The organism is Lentzea sp. NPDC036955, assembly GCF_055608005.1.
On record NZ_JBVJRC010000003.1, the window covers coordinates 189,007 to 206,666 of the forward strand.

Genomic DNA, 17,660 nt, shown 5'->3' on the forward strand with positions numbered 1-17,660 from the left:
GCGCGGTGTGGCCGGACGGCCGGGCGGCCCGTCACTTGGTGTCGAGGCGGCGCCACTCGGGCGCACCGCTCAGCACACCCGCGAGCGGCGCTCCGGTGTCCACGCCGGACACCGTCGGCAGCACCCCGAGCAGGTCGGCCACCTGGAACAGCGGCAGCGCCACCGCCTGGGCCTGCAGCTGCGGCTCGATCCGGGTGAGCGCGTCGGCCAGCAGCACCTTGCCGCCCAGCGCCGCGTCGATCTCGGCCTGCAGCACCGGGTCGCAGAACCCGGCGGCGTTGGCCGGGTTCGGCGTGGCACCGTCCGGCGCGTCCCCGGTGCACCCGAACTGGCTCGCGAGCCCGGCCGCCGAGTCGCCCGCGTCCACGCGCGGCCCGACGACGACGTCGACGTCCTTCTGCAGCAGCTGGACGGTGAAGAGCTCGTCGGCCTTGGGCGTGACCACCTCGGCCGCGATCCCCCTGGCCCCGAGCTGCGCCTTGACCTGGTTCGCGACGGTCACGTACGGCTCGATCCCGTCCGCGGCCGCGATCCGCAGCTTCAGCGCCTTGCCCGCCTTGGTCCACCCCTCGGCGCCCTTGGCGTACCCCGCCTCGGTGAGCAGCTGCTCGGTCGCGGCCGGGTCGAGCGTGTTGCCCTGGATGACCGGCCGGTACCCGGCGCGGCTCGGCGGCACGACGTAGGAGTCGGCCCGCAGCTGCGCGCTCGGCCCGCTCTGCGCACCGCTCGCGATCAACGCGTCCCGGTCGAGGGCGGCCACGAGTGCCTTGCGCACCTTGAGATCCGCGAGCTGCTGGCTGGCGGGCCTGAACAGGACCTGCACGACCTCGTTGCGCGGCACGGGTTTCGTGTCGAGACCGGCGACCGTCCTCATGAGGTTGACGTCGGCGGCGTCCGCTCGCAGCAACACCACCTGGTTGTCGCCTTTGGACAGTGACTCGGCCATCGCGCTGTGCGTGGCCCGCCGCAGCACGAGCCGGTCGAGCGTGGTCGGCACCTCCCAGTACCGGTCGCTGCGCTCCAGGATCACCTCGCCGCGCGGCTCGTCGAGGCTCCGCACGGCGAACGGTCCCGCGGTGGCCGGGAAGTTGGTGGCGAGCACGTTGGACCACGTGCCGGGCGCGTCCTTGAGCAGGTGCGCCGGCAACAGGTTGCCGAACAGGCTGCGCCACCCCGGGTACGGCGTGCCGAAGGCGACCTCGACGACCTTGCCGCCCTCGCGGGCGCTGATGTTGTCGATGAGCCGGTAGCCGGCCGGGTCCACCACGCCGGGCTCGCTGCGCATGCGCTGCCAGAGGTAGTAGAAGTCCTCGGCGGCGATCGGCGCGCTGTCCGACCACGAGGCGTCCTTGCGGATCGTGTACGTGACCGTGAACGGCTCGGCCTTGGTGACCCTCGCGCTCACCATGAGGTTCCGGTCGAGCTCCGGCGCACCGTTCGGCCCGCTGCGGAACACCGACGGCAGCAGCAGAGAGCTGAGCGCGGTCGTGATCTGGCTCTGCGTCGCGGTGGCGTGCGGGTTGTAGCCGCCGGCCACGTCGTCGACGCCGACCACCACCTCCTTGACCTTCGGTCCCGTCGTGGTGATGACCGGGGCCTCGGACTTGGGGACCAGCGGTGGCGGAGGCGCGTTCGTGCAGGCCGCGGCGCCGCACAGGACGGCGGCTGCCAGCACTCCCCCGAGACGCCTCATGGGTCCTCACATTGCCAGAAGTGGTGTGAACGCGTGCGGGCAACCCGGTGTACCTGTCACCCGCGTCACTGGGAGGACGTCCCGGTCCGCGGCGGGGTTGCGTCGCTGCCGGGTAGTACGGCTCACCCCGGCGGGCGGTTCGGACGGGTTCACCGGCCAGGCGGGTCCGGCCGCCCGCCAAACGCCGGTGGGCGGCCCGGCAGGAGCCGGACCGCCCACCGACCGGGCGAAGATCAGCCGCGCTGCTTCAGCCGCGACCGCTCACGGCCGCGCATGTTGGCGTCCAGCGTCACCTTGCGCACGCGCACGACCTCCGGCGCGACCTCCACGCACTCGTCGGAGGCGCAGAACTCCAGCGCCTCCTCCAGCGAGAGCTTGCGGGGACGGGCCAGGGTCTCCATCACGTCGGCCGTGGAGGACCGCATGTTGGTGAGCTTCTTCTCGCGGGTGACGTTGACGTCGAGGTCCTCGGCGCGCGGGTTCTCGCCCACGACCATGCCCTCGTAGGCGTCCGCGCCCGGCTCGACGAAGAACGTGCCGCGGTCGGCCAGCTGGATCATCGCGTAGGCGGTGATGGAGCCGGCGCGGTCGGCGACCAGGGAGCCGTTGTGACGGGTGCGGATCTCGCCCGCCCACGGGCCGTAGCCCTCGGCGACGGCGTTGGCGATGCCGGTGCCGCGGGTCTCGGTGAGGAACTCGGTGCGGAAGCCGATCAGGCCGCGCGACGGGACCACGTAGTCGAGCTTGATGCGGCCGGTGCCGTGGCCCGACATGTTCTCCATGCGGCCCTTGCGGTTGGCCAGCAGCTGCGTGACGGCGCCGAGGTGTTCCTCGGGGCAGTCGACGGACAGGCGCTCGAACGGCTCGTGGACCTTGCCGTCGACCGTGCGCGTGACCACCTGGGGCTTGCCGACGGTCAGCTCGAAGCCCTCGCGGCGCATCTGCTCGACCAGGATGGCCAGCGCCAGCTCACCGCGGCCCTGCACCTCCCAGGTGTCCGGGCGCTCGGTCGGCAGGACCTTCACCGACACGTTGCCGACGAGCTCGGCGTCGAGCCGCGCCTTGAGGACGCGGGCGGTGAGCTTGGTGCCGCCGTTGCGACCGGCCAGGGGCGAGGTGTTCACGCCGACGGTCATCGAGATGGCGGGCTGGTCGACCGTGATCCGGGGCAGCGCCTCGGGGTTCTCGGCGTCGGCCAGCGTGTCACCGATGGTGATGTCCGCGATGCCGGCGATGGCGACCAGGTCGCCCGCGCGGGCCGACTCGGCGGGCACGCGGTCCAGCGCCTCGGTGATGAGGAGCTCGGTGATGCGGACCTTGACGGGCTCGCCGTCCTCGCGGCACCACGCCACGGTCTCGCCCTTGCGCATCGTGCCCTGGTGGATGCGGCACAGCGCGATGCGGCCGAGGAACGTCGAGGCGTCGAGGTTCGTGACCAGCGCCTGCAGCGGGCCGTCCACGTCGACGTGCGGCGCGGGGATGTGCTCCATCAGCACCTGGAACAGGGTGTCCAGGTTCTCCTCGTCCGGCAGGCCGCCGTCCTCCGGCTGGGTCAGCGAGGCGCGACCGGCACGCGCGGAGGCGTAGACGACCGGCAGGTCCAGCACGGACTCGTCGGCGCCGACCTCGGTGGCCAGGTCGAGCAGCAGGTCGTGGGCCTCCTCGACGACCTCGGAGATCCGGGCGTCGGGGCGGTCGACCTTGTTGACCAGCAGGATCACCGGCAGGCCGGCGGCCAGCGTCTTGCGCAGCACGAAGCGCGTCTGGGGCAGCGGGCCCTCGGACGCGTCGACGAGCAGCACGACGCCGTCCACCATCGACAGCGCCCGCTCGACCTCGCCGCCGAAGTCGGCGTGGCCGGGGGTGTCGACGACGTTGATGATCACGTCACCGTCGGGCGTGTGACGACGCACGGCGGTGTTCTTCGCGAGGATGGTGATGCCCTTCTCGCGCTCGAGCTCGCCGGAGTCCATGACCCGGTCGACCAGCTCGGCCCGCGCGGAGAAGGCGCCGGACTGGCGCAGCATGGCGTCGACGAGAGTCGTCTTGCCGTGGTCGACGTGCGCGACGATAGCGACGTTGCGCAGGTCAGTGCGCGTCTGTAGGGCGGACGCGGTGGCCGTGGGCACGCAGAACTCCTAGAGCTTGAAAGTCGTGGAGGGGGCTCGCGCCGGACACGTCGATGCGCACAGCCGTACACCAGAGTACCGGCCGGGGCGGCATTACCACACAAGAGTGCCAGTGAAGTGAGCCTCACCTACTGTAGCGGCAGGAGTGAGGGGGAGTTCAACACGTGGGTAAAAAGCTCAAGAAGAAGTGCTGCAGGTCGAAGCCGCAGTGCAAGCGCTGCCCGGTGCCCTTCCTGCTCAAGGAGCGCGACAAGGCCAGGAAGAAGGCCGCGAAGAAGGCGGCGAAGGCCGCCAAGAAGGCCCAGAAGGCGGCGTGAGACCGCCTGCCGTCCACGCGTGGACGGGCCGTTCCACGTGCGCAAGCTCACTCCGCGAGGCCGTTCCCGGCACGCGCGGCACCCGCGGTCGAGGGCTCGACGCCTCGATCGGGTGGCAGGCCAGCCAACCGGGCTAGTGGGCCGGCAGCACGGCCTCGTTCAGCTTGGCGAGCTCGTCGGCGGTCCGCGTCGCCTCGAACTCGATGATCTTGTACTTCACCAACTTCTGCTCGGCCCACGGGTCCGTGGCGAGCAGCGCTTCGAGCCTGCCCCGGGGCATCGGGCGTGTGATGATCACGCCCCCGGTCCTCGGCACCTGACGCCCGGACGCGAGGAAGAGCCCCCGCCCGTACTGCTCCTCGACCCACTCGCGGTGGTCGGGGAGGGCGTAGTCGATCTGTTCCAGCGGCGCGGCGTACTCCAGCAACACTATGAACATGGAGCAACGGTAGTCCTATACTGCCGGGCATGCGCACGATGAACGCGTTCTGGTGGGCCGCTTCCAGGCGGCCGTAACAGCTGTGCGCTGACGCGAACACAGGCCGCCCGGCAGGGGCGGCTTTTTCATGCGTTCCGTGCGGGCGGTCCCGAACCTCGAAGGGACCCGACCATGATCAGGCTGTCGGCCATCACCCCGTCCGGCCAGGTGCACCTGGGCAACTACCTGGGGGCGCTGCGCACGTGGGCGCGTGAGGGCACCAAGGACGACGTCTACTTCATCAGCGACCTGCACGCGATGACGTCCTCGCACAACGCGCAACGGCTGCGATCGCTCACCAGGGAGCAGTTCGCGGTGCTGATCGCGTGCGGCATCGAACCGGAGAGCACCTGCGTGCAGTCCGACCTGATCCGCGAGCTGGGGGCGTTGAACTGGGTCCTGGAGTGCACCTGCACCTACGGCGAGGCCGCGCGGATGATCCAGTTCAAGGAGAAGTCGCTCGGCCGCGAGTCGGTGCGGCTGAGCCTGCTCACCTACCCGGTGCTGATGGCGGCGGACATCCTGCTGCAGGGCACCGCGGAGGTACCGGTCGGGGAGGACCAGCTCCAGCACGTCGAGCTGGCCCGCGCGCTCGCCCGGCGGTTCAACCACGCCTACGGCGACGTGTTCGTCGTGCCGACCGCGGTGGTGCCGAAGGTGGGCGCGCGGATCAAGGACCTGTCCGACCCGGCGCGCAAGATGGACAAGTCGGCGCAGAGCTCGGCCGGCGTGGTCTTCGTGCTCGACGAACCGGACCTGGTTCGGCGCAAGATCCGGCGCGCGGTGTCGTCGACCGACGGCATCGCGAACCTGACCGACGTCCTCGCCTCGTGCACCGGTGCGGAACCGGAGGACTTCACGGGCCGGTTCTCCGAGCTCAAGGAGGCCGTGGCGGAGGCGGTGGTCGAGGAGCTGCGCCCGGTCCGCGACCGCACGCTTGCTCTGCTCGCCGACCCCGCGGAGCTGGACCGCATCCGCCGCGCGGGTGCCGACCGGGCCCGTGAACGCGCGCAGCCCCGGCTCGACGCGGCGCTGCGGTTGTCCGGGCTCAGCTGAGGAGGTCCAGCAGGGCCGGCACCAGCACCCGGTCCGCCGGCAGCCAGGGCAGTCCCGGCAGCTCGTCGGCGGTGAGCCACCGGACGGCGTTGTGCTCCAACGCCTCCGGCTCACCGCCCGCGGGGTCGAGCCGTGCGGCGTGGATCCGCAGCACGAGGTCCCGCTTCAGCGGCACGTCCGGTCCGACCCGGTCGCCGACCACGACCGGCACGCCGAGCTCCTCGACGCACTCGCGCACCAGCGCGTCCTCCGGCCGTTCCCCGTCCTCGACCCGGCCACCGGGCAGTTCCCACTGCCCCGCCTGGCCCTCCGGGTACGACCGCTGCTGCGCGAGCAACCGTCCGCCCCGGACGACGGCCGCTCCGACGACGACCCGCGCGGCCACCAGCTCGGCGCACCGCCTGGCCAGCGCCGCCGACCGCTTCTCCAGCAGGCGCAACGCCATCCCGCGCCCGACCACGACGTCGGCGAACCGCCCGACCGCGCCGCCGACGGTCGTCCAGCCCACCCGGTCGACCACCATCGTCCCGGCACCGGTGACCACGAGGTCCGTGTGCAGCTCCAGGAACGCCCCCGCCGCCGACACCCCGGACAGGTCGGCGCGCGTGACGGTGAGCTTCACCCCGAACGGCCCGGTGAGCACGTCCCCGGTGCACAGCAGCGGCCCCGGCACCCTCACACCGAGACCGGTCAGCAACGAGGTGTCCAGCAGGGCACCGGCGACCACCGCGACGGGCGCGTCGACCAACGCCGACGCTCGCAACTCAGGCACCCGCGTTGACTACCAGGACGGCCAGCGGATCTCCAAACGCGCGCCACCGGCCGGTGACTCGGCCGCGAGCACGGTCCCGCCGCGCCGCTGCACGAGGTGCGCGACCAGCGCGAGCCCCAGCCCGAAGCCGCCGGAGGCCCGCCCGCGGTCCTCCTCGACCCGGTAGAACCGGTCGAACACCTTCGCCCGGTGCTCCGCGGGGATGCCGTGCCCGTCGTCGTCGACGATGAGCCGCACGTCCCGCCCGACCGGCGCCAGCGTGACGGTGACCGTCGAGTACGCGTACCGCCCGGCGTTGCGCAGCAGGTTGTCCAGCACCAGCTCGACCTCGGACCGCGTCGCCGACACCAGGCACGCCGAGGGCGGCGCGTTCAGCCGCACCAGCAGCTCGGTGTCGAGCCGGGAGATCGCCGCCTCCGCCTCCAGCACCAGGTCGACCGCCTCGGCCCGTCCCGGTGCCGCGGTGTCCGCCCGCGCGAGGATCAGCAGCGAGTCGACGAGCCGGCTGAGCCTGATCGACTCCTCGACCACCGACTCCAGCACCTCGATGGAGAAGTCCGGGTCCGGGTGCGCCACCGCGACCTCGGCCTGCGCCCGCACCGACGCCACCGGTGACCGCAGCTCGTGCGCCGCGTCCCCGGTGAACCGCCGCAACCGGTCCGACGCCTCGTCCCGCCGCGCCAGCAACGCGTTCAACGCCTGCGCCAGCGCCTGCAGCTCGTCGCGCGACGGCGGCACCGGCAACCGCTCCCCGTGCGGCAGCGCCCCCGCCGCCACCCGCATCCGCTCCACCGGCAGCAGCGACGACCGCACCGCGAGCCACGTGGCGGTGCCGACCAGCCCGGCCACCAGCACGGCGGCGACCGCGAGCCACCGCGTGCCGACCGTGTTGGCGTTCTCGTACCCCAGCAGCTTGTCGCCGTAGACCTCGAGCCGCGGCGTCCCGTCGCCGAGGAACACCACCTGTCCCCGCCACCGGTACGCGGACGCCCCGTCGAGCCGCAGCACCGGTTCCCCCGCCTTCAACGCGCGGACGTCCTGCCCGGTCAGCGGCAGCTCCGGCTTGCCGTCCACCGGCGTTCCCGCGAGGTCCAGCACCCGCGGCGGCTCCTGCGCCAGCTCCCGGTCCACCGCGGTGAGCTGGACCAGCCCGATCAACGACGGCGCCAGCCCCGTGAGCGCCAGCAGGCACAGCAACGCCACCCCCGTCGCCACCACGGTGATGCGGAACCGCAGACTGCGCCGCGACCACCAGCGACGAGGGTTCACCTGTTCCCCAGCGCGCTGTCCAGGTCCGGAGTCGACGCGATGTACCCGTGCCCCCTCACGGTCCGCACCACCTCCCCGGCCCCGACCGCCTCCAGCTTCCGCCGCAGGTACCCCACGTACACCTCGACGGCGTTGCGCGTGGCCGCCTGCTCATCGCCCCACACGGTCCGCAGCAGCTCGTCCTTCGTCACCACCGACCCGGCCCGCGACGCCAGCACGTCCAGCACCGCGTACTCCCGCGGGCTCAGCGACACGTCCTGCCCCGCCCAGCTCACCTCCCGCAACCCGCGGTCGATGACGAGCTCCCCCAGCGTCAGCCTGCGGCGCGCACCCCCGCCCCTGCGCAGCAACGCGCGCACCTGCGCCACCAGCACCACGAAGCTGAACGGCTTCACCAGGTACCCGTCCGCCCCGAGGTCGAGCCCGTCGGCCTGGTCGACCTCACCGTCCTTGGCCGACACCATCAGCACCGGCGTCCGCACCCCGTCGGCCCGCATGCGCTGCAGCACCCGGTACCCCGACAGCCCCGGCAACATGATGTCCAGCAGCACCACGTCGAACGCCCCGGTCAACGCGACCCGCAACGCCGTCGGCCCGTCCGCGGCCGTGACGACTTCCATGCCCTCGGCCGACAACCCGCGCTCCAACGCCCGGCGCACGCCGGCTTCGTCGTCCACGACCAGCACTCGAGGCTTCACGAGATCAGCATGCACCCACGCCACCCCGGTCGCTCGCACGGTCTCAGCCGACTCTCAGCGGACCGGTGCCGGGCACGGGGCGACGCCGCGTCCCGATGCCGCCGACCAGCGACGACGTTAGTCTCAGCACCATCTCAGCTCGCCCCCAGCAAGCTGGTCCCACAAGCCCATGGAGGAGGGGACCACAGCGATGAACAAGCGAAAGGTGACCCTGGCCGCGGCAGCGGCCACGGTGGTCACCGGCGTGGCAGGCCTCAGCCTGCTCGCCATGCCCGCAGGCGCAGGTCAGCCGCCGACGCTTCCGCCCATCACCCCGGAAGCGCTGGTCGAGCAGGTCCTGACGACGAAGCCGGCCGCGTTCGGCGGCACCGTGCAGGCCGAGAACAAGCTCGGGTTGCCTGCGATCGCCGAGATCCCGCAGCTGGCCGACGGCAACCACACCGCGCGGATCTGGACCGACGGGGACGAGAAGTTCCGCCTCGCCCTGCCGACGGGCCAGTCCGAGCAGACGATCGTCAACGACGGCAAGACCACCTGGTCGTGGAACTCGCAGACCAACGAGGTCACGAAGGCCGAGCACGGGGCCGACGCCGGGAAGGCGCCCGCGGAGGCGAAGGCCGTCGACCCGACGACCGCGGCCAGGGAGATCGTGAACCTGACGAAGGAGTCGAGCGACCTCAGCGTCGACGGCACCGCGCGGGTCGCCGACCGCGCGGCCTACGAGCTCGTCCTCACCCCGAAGCCGACCGAGAAGACCCTCGTCCGCGAGGTCCGCATCGCCGTCGACTCCGAGACGAAGATGCCGCTGCGGGTCGCGATCCACACGAACGGCGCCAGCTCCCCCGCTGCCCAGGTCGGCTTCACCCAGCTGACCGTGGGACCGCAGGACGCGAAGCTGTTCGAGTTCACCCCGGCCGCCGGTGCGAAGGTCACGACGCCCGAGGCGAAGGAGCAGCGGGGTGACCGCAAGCCCGAGGCCGCGCTGGAGCAGGCGTTGCAGGGCAAGGACCCGCAGTTCTTCGGCGACGGCTGGGACACCGTGGTCGGCGCGCGCATCCCGGCTCAGGCCATGACCCGGGTGCCCGCCGAGGCGCAGGGGCTGGTCGACCGGTTCACGAAGAAGGTCAGCGGCAGCTGGGGCACCGGCAAGCTGTTCACCACGAAGGTCGCGAACGTCCTGATCGCGGACGACGGCCGCGTGGTCGCGGGTGCCGTTCCCGAGCAGGTCCTGTTCGACACGATCGGACAGGTGAAGTGACCACCTCGACCAGCGCGCCGGCGGCCGCACCGGTGCAGACCGGGGTCGCCGCGCGGACCAGGGGTCTGCGCAAGGAGTACGGGAGCACGGTCGCCGTGGACCGCGTCGACCTGGAGCTGCCGGAGGGGGCCGTGCTCGGCATGCTCGGCCCCAACGGGTCGGGCAAGACGACCACGATCCGGATGCTGCTCGGGTTGGTGCGGCCCACCAAGGGGGAGATCGAACTGCTCGGCCGGCCGCTTCCGGACGGGGCCGAGCAGGCGCTGCCGCACGTGGGCGCGCTGGTCGAGGGTCCGGGGTTCCACCCGTTCCTGAGCGGGCGGGAGAACCTCATCCGCTGTGCCGCGTTCGAGCCGCTGCTGCCGAAGAAGCAGGTCAAGCAGGCGGTGGAGGACGCACTCGAACGCGTCGGGCTCGCCCAGGCGGCCCACCGCAGGTTCCGCGGGTACTCGCTCGGCATGAAGCAACGTCTCGGCCTCGCCGGGGCGTTGCTCGTGCCGCGCAGGCTCGTCGTGCTGGACGAGCCCACCAACGGGCTCGACCCGGCCGGCACCAGGGAGATCCGCAAGATCATCGCCGAGCTGCACGCGAGCGGCAGCACCGTGATGGTGTCGAGCCACCTGCTCAGCGAGGTCGAGGCGACCTGCACCCACGTCGCCGTGCTGCACCGGGGAACCGTTGTGGCGCAAGGAGAGCTGACCGAGCTGCTGCAGGCGGGCGGTTCGGCGCTGCAGGTGGTCACGCCGGACGTGGAGGACGCGCTCGGCGCACTGCGCCAGGCCCGCATCTCCGCGCGACCGCTCGGCGAGGGCCTGCGGGTCGAGCTCGCGGGGACCAGTGCCCCGCAGGTGATCGAGACGCTGGTCAAGGCCGGCGTGCACGTCCACGAGGCGACGCGCTGGAAGACCGGCCTGGAGGAGCTGTTCGCGCGGCTCACCGAGGCCGAGGAGGCCGAGCGCGGGATGTCCGCCGTGGACACGCTGGACGGGGGAACGCGATGATCACGCGTCAGCTGGGGTCCGAGGTGCGCTGGATGCTGCGCAGGCCGCGGACCCTCATCGGGTTGTTCGGCCTGGTGCTCGTGCCCATCGTCATCAGCTTCGGCATCTGGACGGCCGACGGCGACGGCGGCGGGCCCGGCCTGTCCGCGATCCTCACCGGCAACGGCCTGGTCGTGTCCATCTTCACGCTGTTCCTGTCGCTCAACCTGCTGCTGCCGCTGGTGGCGTCGATCTGGGCGGCGGACGGGCTCGCGGGCGAGGCGCAGCACGGCACGTTGCGCGGGCTGCTGGTCGCGCCGGTGTCACGGGTGCGGCTGCTGTTCGTGAAGCTGTTCGGCATCAGCGCGATGTCGCTGCTGGCCGTCACGCTGATGGCGGTCGTCGGCATGGCCGCGGGCACGGCGTTCCTGGGCAACGATGGCATGATGACGTTGTCCGGCAACACCCTGTCGACCGGTGAGGGCCTGCTGCGGATCGCGTTCTTCATCGTGCTGGTGACGTTCCAGATGATCGCGGTCGGCGCGGTGGCGCTGGCCGTCTCGTCGACCACCGAGCACCCGCTGGTGGTGCAGGCGGCCACGATGACCGGGATCATCGTGTTCCAGGTGCTGGGGCAGTTCCCGTCGCTCGACTGGCTGCACCCGTTCCTGCTCACGACCGGGTTCCCCGGCTTGGTCGACGTGATGCGCGACCCGATGCCGCTCGACCAGATCTGGGACAGCACCCTGCTCGCGGGCTGCTACCTGCTGATCGGCACCGGCCTGGCGGCGGCTCGCCTGATCACGAAGGACAACTGACGTCTGCCTGGGCAGGCAGGGGGGTCAGCGGAAGCCGCCCTCGCTGTTGATGACCTGGCCGGTGACCCAGCCGGCGTCGTCGGTGCAGAGCCAGGAGACCAGCCGGGCGGCGTCGTCCGGCTGGCCCCAGCGGCCCAGCGGCATCCGCTCCCGCACCCACTCGTGCGCCTCCGGCGTCGCGTAGCCGGTGTCCGTCGGGCCGGGGTTCACGGCGTTGACCGTGATCCCCTGCCTGATCAGGTGGTGCGACAACGTCGGCAGGATTCCCACCAGGGCCCCCTTCGACGCCGCGTACGCGACCTCACCGGGCATCGGGCCCAGGTTCTGACCGGACGTCATGAGCACGACCCGTCCGCCGCGAGCACCGTCGTGCTGCCGGGCAAACGCTTGCGCGAGCAGGATCGTCGACCGCGTGTTCACCGCGTGGTGCGCGTCGAGCATCGCCGCGTCCAGCTCGCCCAACGGCCCGTCGCCGCCGGAGCGGGCGTGGTTGCAGACCAGGACGTCGACCCGGCCGTACGCCTCGACCGCGGCCGCCACCAGCCGGTCGGGCGCGTCCGGCTCGGCCAGGTCGAGGCCCAGGTGCTCGACCCGTCCGCCGATGCCCGCGACGACCTCGTCGACCGAGTCGGCACCCCACGGCTGTTCGGCGTCGTGCGGCACGTGGTGCTGCACGAACAGCTCCGCGCCGAGCCCGGCCAGGCGCGTGGCGATCGCGTACCCGATGCCCTGCCGCCTGCTCACGCCCGTGACCAGTGCGACCCGCCCGTCGAGATGTCCCATGGGCCAACAACTACCCGACGCGCGCGACACCGTCCAAGTCGATTGCGAGCCGCACCCGGTCACCGACCGACACCGGTCCGACGGCCTCGTACTCCTCGCCGTCGATCTCCACGAGCAACCGCACGTGGTCGCGCCGGTGCACCCGTTCCACCACCGTCCCGGACAACGGCCCGTCGGCGTCGACGCGCAACGCCGTCGCCCGCAGCCCCACTCGCGCAACGTCCAGCCCGACGAACGAACCGGGCACGAACTTGCCGCACCCCAGGAACTTCGCCGTCTCCACGTCGACCGGCGCCGACCAGACCTCCGCGGGCGGCCCGACCTGGACGACCCGGCCGCGCGACATGATCGCCACCCGGTCGGCCAGCGTGAACGCCTCGTCGTGGTCGTGCGTCACGACCAGCGCCGTCGTGGCCGACTCCCGCAGCAGCCGCGCCAGGTCCACCGCGAGCTGCTCGCGCAACGCCCGGTCCAGCGCCGACAGCGGTTCGTCCAGCAGCAGCAACCGCGGTGACGGCGCCAGCGCCCGTGCCAGCGCCACCCGTTGCTGCTCGCCGCCGGACAGCTGCGTCACGCGCCGGTCGGCGTACCCGTCGAGGCCGACGAGCTCCAGCAGCGACACCACCCGCTTGTCGCGCTCCTCGCGGTCGACGCCCCGCATCCGCAGCCCGAACGCCACGTTGCCCGCCACCGACCGGTGCGGGAACAGCTGCCCGTCCTGGAACACCAGCCCGAACCCCCGCCGGTGCACCGGCACGCCGGCCAGGTCAGCGCCGTCCCAGCGCACCGCGCCCGCGGACGGCTTCTCCAGTCCCGCGACGGTGCGCAGCAGCGTCGACTTGCCGCAGCCGGACGGCCCGAGCAGCGCCACGACCTCGCCGTCGGCGACCTCCAGCGACACGCCGTCGACGGCCGTCGTCCGTCCATACCGGACGGTGATCGAGCCGAGTGCCAGTGCCATCAGAACTCCCCGCTGCTCGGCACGCGCAACCGCTCGATCAGCAGCACGCACCCGACCGTGACGACCATCAGCAGCGCGCACGCCGCGTAGGCCATCTGGCTGTTCAACTCCCCCGGCCGCGACATCAGCCGCGCGATCACCACCGGCAGCGTCGGCGACTCCGGCCGCGCCAGGAAGCTCGTGGCACCGAACTCCCCCAGCGCCACCACGTACCCGAACCCGGCCGCCGCCGCGAGCGAGCGCCCGACCAGCGGCAGGTCGACCTCGCGCCACACGCGGGCGGGCGAGGCGCCCAGCGTGGCCGCCGCCTGCCGCAGCCGTTCGTCGACCGCCCGCAGCACGGGCAGCACCATCCGCACGACCAGCGGCGTCACGACCAGCGCCTGCGCCAGCGGCACCAGCAGCGGCGAGGTGCGGAAGTCGCCCGGCAGCGCGTCCATCGTGATGAGGTACCCGAAGCCGACGGTCACCGCGGACACGCCCAGCGGCAGCATCAGCGCGGTGTCCAGCACCTCGGCGAACCGGCCGCCCGCGCGCCGCAACCCGACCAGCACGACCGCCGAGAACACCCCGACCACCAGCGCCACGGCGGTCGCGTCGAACGCCGTGCGCACCGAGTTGAGCGCCGCGTCGATCCCGGTGACCGCGAGCGTCCCGCGGTCACCGCGGGTGGCCAGCGCGGCGTACCCGGCGAGGCTCCAGCCGTCCCTTGTGGACAGCGAGCGCGTGACCAGCCCCACCACCGGCGTCAGCAGCGCGGCCACGACGGCGAACGCCGCGAGGACCACGTACCACTCACCACCGGACGGCCGGCGTGCCAGCTCCTCCCTGCCGCGCAGCGACAGCGCGGTCTCCCGCCGCCTGCGGGCCAGTGCTCCGAGCACCAGCACCGCCAGCACTGCGGCGAACTGGAGCAACGACAGCGCGGCGGCACCGGACAGGTCGAACAGCTCGACCGTCCGCAGGTAGATCTCGGTCTCCAGGGTCCGGTACCGCGACCCGCCGAGCACCAGCACCACACCGAAGCTGGTGGCGCAGAACAGGAACACCACCGCCGCGGCCGACCCGACGGCGGGGGCCAGCGCCGGCAGCACCACCGACAGGAACGCCCGCGGCCGTGACGCCCCCAGCGCACGGGCGGCGTCCTCGGCCCGCCGGTCCGTGTGCGCCCACAGCCCGCCGACGGTCCGCGCGACCACGGCGACGTTGAAGAACGCGTTCGCCAGCACGATCGGCAGCACCCCGCCGTCGGGCCAGAACGTCCGGAACGCCAGGCCCACCACCACGGTCGGCAGCACGAACGGCACCATCACCGCCGCGCGCACGAACCCGAGCCCGCGAATCCGGCACCGGGCCAGCACGAACGCGAGCGGCATCCCGGCGAGCACCGCCACGGCCGTCGAGGCGAGGGCCTGGCCCAGGGTGAACCCGACCAGCTCCCAGGTCTCCCCGGCGAGCACCGCGTCGAGCACCCCGCCCTCGCGCAGGCCGAGGGTGACGATCGCCAGCACCGGCCACGCGAAGAAGAGTCCGAGGAAGGCCAGCGGCAGCAGCGCCGCCGCCGACCACCCGGTGCGGGCCGACAGCAGCGTCAGCCCTGCACGAGCTTGCGCCACTGCTCGACCCAGGCTTCGCGGTTGTCCTTCACCTTGTCGGCGGGCAGCGTCTGCGGGTTCGCCGGCAGAGGGGCGTCCTTCGTCCACGACTCGGGCAGTGCGACGCCCTCGCGCGACGGGTAGACGTACATCTGCTCGGCGACCTGCGCCTGGAACTCCTCGCCCAGCAGGAAGTCGAGGACCTTCTTCGCGTCCTCGGAGTTCTTCGCGCCGGACAGCACGCCCGCGTACTCGACCTGGCGGTAGCAGGTGCCGAGCACGGCCTTGGTCTTGCCGCCCTCCGCCGACGGCGACGACGCGTACGACACGACGATCGGCCGGTCGCCCTTGGTGGCGGAGAACTCCTGGTTGTAGGCCTCTTCCCAGCCGCTCACGACCTTGACGCCGTTGGCCTTGAGCTTGGTCCAGTACTCCTGCCAGCCGTTCTCGCCGAACTTCGCGATCGTGCCGAGCAGGAACGCGAGACCGGGCGAGGACGTGGCCGGGTTCTCCACGACCAGCTTGTCCTTGAACTTCGGGTCGACCAGGTCCTCGTAGGAGGCCGGCTCGACGCCGCCGAGCTTAGCCGGGTCGATGTTGAGGCACACGTCACCGACGTCGACGGCCTGCAGCCGGTTCGTGCCGTCGACCTGGTAGCGCTGCGCGCCCTTGGCCGCCTCCGGCGAGGCGTACTCGGCGAAGACGCCCTCGGCCAGCGCCCGCGACGCGAACGTCGAGTCGACGCCGAACGCGACGTCGCCGATCGGGTTCGACTTGGTGAGCACCAGCTTGTTGGTGAGCTCACCCGCGTCACCGCTCGCGATCTGCTTCACGGTGATGCCGGTGGCCTGCTTGAACTCGTCGAGCAGGCCGTCCTTCACCGCGAACGAGTCGTGCGTCACCAGCGTGACCTCGCGCGCCTGCGGGGCGGTCGACGTGCCGGCCGAGCACCCGGTGACCAGCGCCGCAGCGGTCAGAGCAGCGAAAATCCTTCTCATCATCTCTCCCTACGCCGGTATGACCCGGATCAGGTGGACGGTCGAGGGCTTGCGAGCCCTCCTCTCAGCCCGGCGCTTCACCGGACTCCCGTGGCGAACGCGCAGCTTACGTGACGTGGTGGGACGATCAGGACATGGCCGAGCTGTTGAGCGACGATCAGTTGAACGACGTGCTGCCCAAGCTGCCCGACTGGACCGCCCAGGACGCGGCACTGGTCCGGACGGTGGAGCTCGCGAGCTTCGCGCAGGCGATCATGGTCGTGAACCGGGTCGCGGAGATCGCGGAGAACGACAACCACCACCCGGACGTCGACATCCGGTACAGGACGCTGACATTCCGCCTGAGCACGCACTACAAGGGCGGGATCACCGCGCTGGACGTCTCCCTCGCCGAGGAGATCGACGGGGTGGTGGACGCGCTCTCCTGAGGGAGGCTGCCGTCAGCCGGCGACCCGGCTCGGTGCGCCGTCGGCGGCCTTCTCCTCACCGGAGGGCGGGCCGCCGGCCCGGCGCCGGGCCGCGAGCCCGATCGCGACCAGCGTCAGCAGGCCCGCGGCCGGGTAGCCCCAGCCGAGCACCACGAGGTACCAGGGGCGGGCGAAGTCCCAGATGTTCGGCTGGGCGAGCAGCAGGAACGAGATCAGGAAGCCGCCGGTCAGCAGCACCCACAGGCCGGCGGTGATCGTGCAGAGCACGTGGCCGCCCTCGTAGACCAGCCACAGCAGGGCGGGCACCACCCACACCCAGTGGTGGCTCCACGAGATCGGCGAGACCAGCAGGCCGAGGAACTGCACGCTGACGATCAACGCCAGCACGTCCCTGGTCCTGCTGACGGCGAACCACGTGAGCGCGGCCGCGACGACGACGGCGACGAGGTAGAGCGGCCCGGTCTGCACGTCGTGGCCGACCGTGCGGCTCAGCGCGCCGCGCATCGACTGGTTGATCGCGCTGCCGACCGGCCCGACCCGGCTCGCGTCGCCGAGCAGCTGGAACCAGAACCTGTCCGACTGCGACGGTGAGATCGCCCAGCCGATGCCGTACGTGGCCGCGAAAGCGACGAACGACCAAACGGCCGCCATCCACCTCTTCGTGATGAGGAAGTACAAACCGGAGATCGCGGGCGTCAGCTTGATGCCCGCGGTGAAACCGACACCCGCGCCACCGACCCAGTTGCGCGCGCTCGCGAGCGTGCCGATGAGGATCGCGCACAGCACCAGGTTGATCTGCCCGTAGTTGAGCGTGGTGCGCACCGGCTCGATCCACAGCACCAGCGCGGTCCACAGCATCGCGCGGCGCGGGTCGTCGAGCCTGAGCAGCTTCAGGCTCGTGCGGACGATGAAGTACAGGCACCCGAGGCAGATCAGCTGCCAGATCCAGCGGGAGGCCTCCCACGGCACCCAGCTCATCGGCGTGAAGATCGCGGCCGCGAACGGCGGGTAGGTGAACGGCAGCGGGAAGACGTCCGCGTACTGGTCGAGCCGCCACTCGTAGAGGTCGCCCCGGAACAGGTGCGGTGATCCGTTGCGGTAGACGAGCAGGTCGATCATGGTCATCTTCGCCTGGAAGGCGACCATGAGCAGGTGCCCGACCACCGACAGGGCGAGCAGCCACGGCGCTACGGAGAGCACACGCGCTTCCACAGCACGGAGTTTCACGCGGAAAACGTTACTCGATGCAACGCGAGTGGGTACCCGAGCGTCATCAGAACGGGAGAGATCGCTGTAGGGAGTTTTTCTGATCATGTCTGTTGATCTTGTTGTTGCCGCTGTCGCCGCTCTGGGCATGCTGGGAGTCGCGTTCGGAGTGTTCGCGGCGGCCGCTCGGAGCAAGAGCAGCCTCTAGGCAGCTGAAGCCG

Annotated in this window: 17 protein-coding genes; 6 read left to right on the forward strand and 11 right to left on the reverse strand. The window is 71.7% G+C overall.

Annotated elements, in window-relative coordinates; all coding sequences use genetic code 11:
• Positions 1-31: 31 nt before the first annotated feature.
• Complete coding sequence (locus ACZ7CF_RS10055; protein ID WP_360386119.1) at positions 32-1,693, reverse strand: ABC transporter family substrate-binding protein; 1,662 nt, start codon at positions 1,691-1,693, stop codon at positions 32-34.
• A gap of 233 nt (positions 1,694-1,926) precedes the next feature.
• Positions 1,927-3,822: a translational GTPase TypA gene (gene typA, locus ACZ7CF_RS10060; protein WP_360386117.1), complete on the reverse strand. Its 1,896-nt coding sequence runs from the start codon at positions 3,820-3,822 to the stop codon at positions 1,927-1,929.
• A gap of 164 nt (positions 3,823-3,986) precedes the next feature.
• Between typA and ACZ7CF_RS10065 the strand changes: the two genes are divergently transcribed.
• Positions 3,987-4,139 (forward strand): hypothetical protein, encoded by a 153-nt coding sequence (locus tag ACZ7CF_RS10065; protein WP_360386115.1) that lies wholly within the window; start codon positions 3,987-3,989, stop codon positions 4,137-4,139.
• A gap of 133 nt (positions 4,140-4,272) precedes the next feature.
• Here the strand turns inward: ACZ7CF_RS10065 and ACZ7CF_RS10070 are convergent, their stop codons facing one another.
• Positions 4,273-4,578 carry a YciI family protein gene (locus ACZ7CF_RS10070; protein ID WP_360386113.1) on the reverse strand — a complete coding sequence of 102 codons (306 nt, stop codon included), beginning with the start codon at positions 4,576-4,578 and terminating at the stop codon, positions 4,273-4,275.
• Positions 4,579-4,749: 171 nt separating this feature from the next.
• On the opposite strand from ACZ7CF_RS10070, the gene trpS reads away from it, so the two are divergent.
• Positions 4,750-5,673 (forward strand): tryptophan--tRNA ligase, encoded by a 924-nt coding sequence (trpS, locus tag ACZ7CF_RS10075; RefSeq protein WP_360386110.1) that lies wholly within the window; start codon positions 4,750-4,752, stop codon positions 5,671-5,673.
• Here the strand turns inward: trpS and ACZ7CF_RS10080 are convergent.
• Genes ACZ7CF_RS10080 through ACZ7CF_RS10090 form a run of 3 tightly spaced genes read right to left on the reverse strand, consistent with a single transcriptional unit; the run spans position 5,666 to position 8,412 of the window.
• Positions 5,666-6,445 carry a (deoxy)nucleoside triphosphate pyrophosphohydrolase gene (locus tag ACZ7CF_RS10080; protein ID WP_360386107.1) on the reverse strand — a complete coding sequence of 260 codons (780 nt, stop codon included), beginning with the start codon at positions 6,443-6,445 and terminating at the stop codon, positions 5,666-5,668. The genes trpS and ACZ7CF_RS10080 overlap by 8 nt on opposite strands.
• Positions 6,446-6,454: 9 nt before the next feature.
• Entirely contained in the window at positions 6,455-7,714 is a 1,260-nt protein-coding gene (locus tag ACZ7CF_RS10085) for a sensor histidine kinase (RefSeq protein WP_360386104.1), read from the reverse strand.
• Positions 7,711-8,412, reverse strand: coding sequence for a response regulator transcription factor (locus tag ACZ7CF_RS10090; RefSeq protein WP_360386101.1), 702 nt, complete (start codon positions 8,410-8,412; stop codon positions 7,711-7,713). Before ACZ7CF_RS10090 ends, ACZ7CF_RS10085 begins: the two co-directional genes overlap by 4 nt.
• A 190-nt stretch (positions 8,413-8,602) precedes the next feature.
• Here ACZ7CF_RS10090 and ACZ7CF_RS10095 point away from each other — a divergent pair, with 190 nt between their 5' ends.
• The 3 genes from ACZ7CF_RS10095 to ACZ7CF_RS10105 are packed head-to-tail and all read left to right on the forward strand — an operon-like array spanning position 8,603 to position 11,468.
• The gene (locus ACZ7CF_RS10095) at positions 8,603-9,670 is read left to right on the forward strand and encodes a LolA family protein (protein WP_470369410.1); all 1,068 of its coding nucleotides are present in this window, start codon (positions 8,603-8,605) and stop codon (positions 9,668-9,670) included.
• Entirely contained in the window at positions 9,667-10,671 is a 1,005-nt protein-coding gene (locus ACZ7CF_RS10100) for an ABC transporter ATP-binding protein (protein WP_360386096.1), read from the forward strand. Before ACZ7CF_RS10095 ends, ACZ7CF_RS10100 begins: the two co-directional genes overlap by 4 nt.
• The gene (locus tag ACZ7CF_RS10105) at positions 10,668-11,468 is read left to right on the forward strand and encodes an ABC transporter permease (RefSeq protein WP_360386094.1); all 801 of its coding nucleotides are present in this window, start codon (positions 10,668-10,670) and stop codon (positions 11,466-11,468) included. The genes ACZ7CF_RS10100 and ACZ7CF_RS10105 overlap by 4 nt, the downstream gene beginning before the upstream one ends.
• A 24-nt stretch (positions 11,469-11,492) precedes the next feature.
• Here the strand turns inward: ACZ7CF_RS10105 and ACZ7CF_RS10110 are convergent, their stop codons facing one another.
• The 4 genes from ACZ7CF_RS10110 to ACZ7CF_RS10125 are packed head-to-tail and all read right to left on the reverse strand — an operon-like array spanning position 11,493 to position 15,808.
• Complete coding sequence (locus ACZ7CF_RS10110) at positions 11,493-12,251, reverse strand: SDR family oxidoreductase (RefSeq protein ID WP_470369411.1); 759 nt, start codon at positions 12,249-12,251, stop codon at positions 11,493-11,495.
• A 10-nt stretch (positions 12,252-12,261) separates the two neighbouring features.
• Positions 12,262-13,212 carry an ABC transporter ATP-binding protein gene (locus ACZ7CF_RS10115; RefSeq protein WP_360386089.1) on the reverse strand — a complete coding sequence of 317 codons (951 nt, stop codon included), beginning with the start codon at positions 13,210-13,212 and terminating at the stop codon, positions 12,262-12,264.
• Entirely contained in the window at positions 13,212-14,828 is a 1,617-nt protein-coding gene (locus ACZ7CF_RS10120) for an ABC transporter permease (protein WP_470369412.1), read from the reverse strand. Before ACZ7CF_RS10120 ends, ACZ7CF_RS10115 begins: the two co-directional genes overlap by 1 nt.
• Entirely contained in the window at positions 14,804-15,808 is a 1,005-nt protein-coding gene (locus ACZ7CF_RS10125; RefSeq protein ID WP_470369413.1) for a thiamine ABC transporter substrate-binding protein, read from the reverse strand. The genes ACZ7CF_RS10120 and ACZ7CF_RS10125 overlap by 25 nt, the downstream gene beginning before the upstream one ends.
• 131 nt (positions 15,809-15,939) lie before the next feature.
• Here ACZ7CF_RS10125 and ACZ7CF_RS10130 point away from each other — a divergent pair, with 131 nt between their 5' ends.
• A complete protein-coding gene (locus tag ACZ7CF_RS10130; RefSeq protein ID WP_360386084.1) occupies positions 15,940-16,233 on the forward strand; it encodes a 4a-hydroxytetrahydrobiopterin dehydratase in 294 nt (97 codons plus the stop codon).
• Between the two features lie 12 nt (positions 16,234-16,245).
• Here ACZ7CF_RS10130 and ACZ7CF_RS10135 read toward each other — a convergent pair whose 3' ends face one another.
• Positions 16,246-17,589, reverse strand: coding sequence for a mannosyltransferase (locus ACZ7CF_RS10135; RefSeq protein WP_470369414.1), 1,344 nt, complete (start codon positions 17,587-17,589; stop codon positions 16,246-16,248).
• Positions 17,590-17,660: the final 71 nt, after the last annotated feature.

Coding starts and splice junctions, on each gene's coding strand:
- ACZ7CF_RS10055 (WP_360386119.1), bottom strand. CDS start 1,693: ATGAGGCGTCTCGGGGGAGTGCTGGCAGCCGCCGTCCTGTGCGGCGCC.
- ACZ7CF_RS10070 (WP_360386113.1), bottom strand. CDS start 4,578: ATGTTCATAGTGTTGCTGGAGTACGCCGCGCCGCTGGAACAGATCGAC.
- trpS (WP_360386110.1), top strand. CDS start 4,750: ATGATCAGGCTGTCGGCCATCACCCCGTCCGGCCAGGTGCACCTGGGC.
- ACZ7CF_RS10095 (WP_470369410.1), top strand. CDS start 8,603: ATGAACAAGCGAAAGGTGACCCTGGCCGCGGCAGCGGCCACGGTGGTC.
- ACZ7CF_RS10105 (WP_360386094.1), top strand. CDS start 10,668: ATGATCACGCGTCAGCTGGGGTCCGAGGTGCGCTGGATGCTGCGCAGG.
- ACZ7CF_RS10110 (WP_470369411.1), bottom strand. CDS start 12,251: ATGGGACATCTCGACGGGCGGGTCGCACTGGTCACGGGCGTGAGCAGG.
- ACZ7CF_RS10115 (WP_360386089.1), bottom strand. CDS start 13,212: ATGGCACTGGCACTCGGCTCGATCACCGTCCGGTATGGACGGACGACG.
- ACZ7CF_RS10125 (WP_470369413.1), bottom strand. CDS start 15,808: ATGATGAGAAGGATTTTCGCTGCTCTGACCGCTGCGGCGCTGGTCACC.
- ACZ7CF_RS10130 (WP_360386084.1), top strand. CDS start 15,940: ATGGCCGAGCTGTTGAGCGACGATCAGTTGAACGACGTGCTGCCCAAG.
- ACZ7CF_RS10135 (WP_470369414.1), bottom strand. CDS start 17,589: ATGCCCAGAGCGGCGACAGCGGCAACAACAAGATCAACAGACATGATC.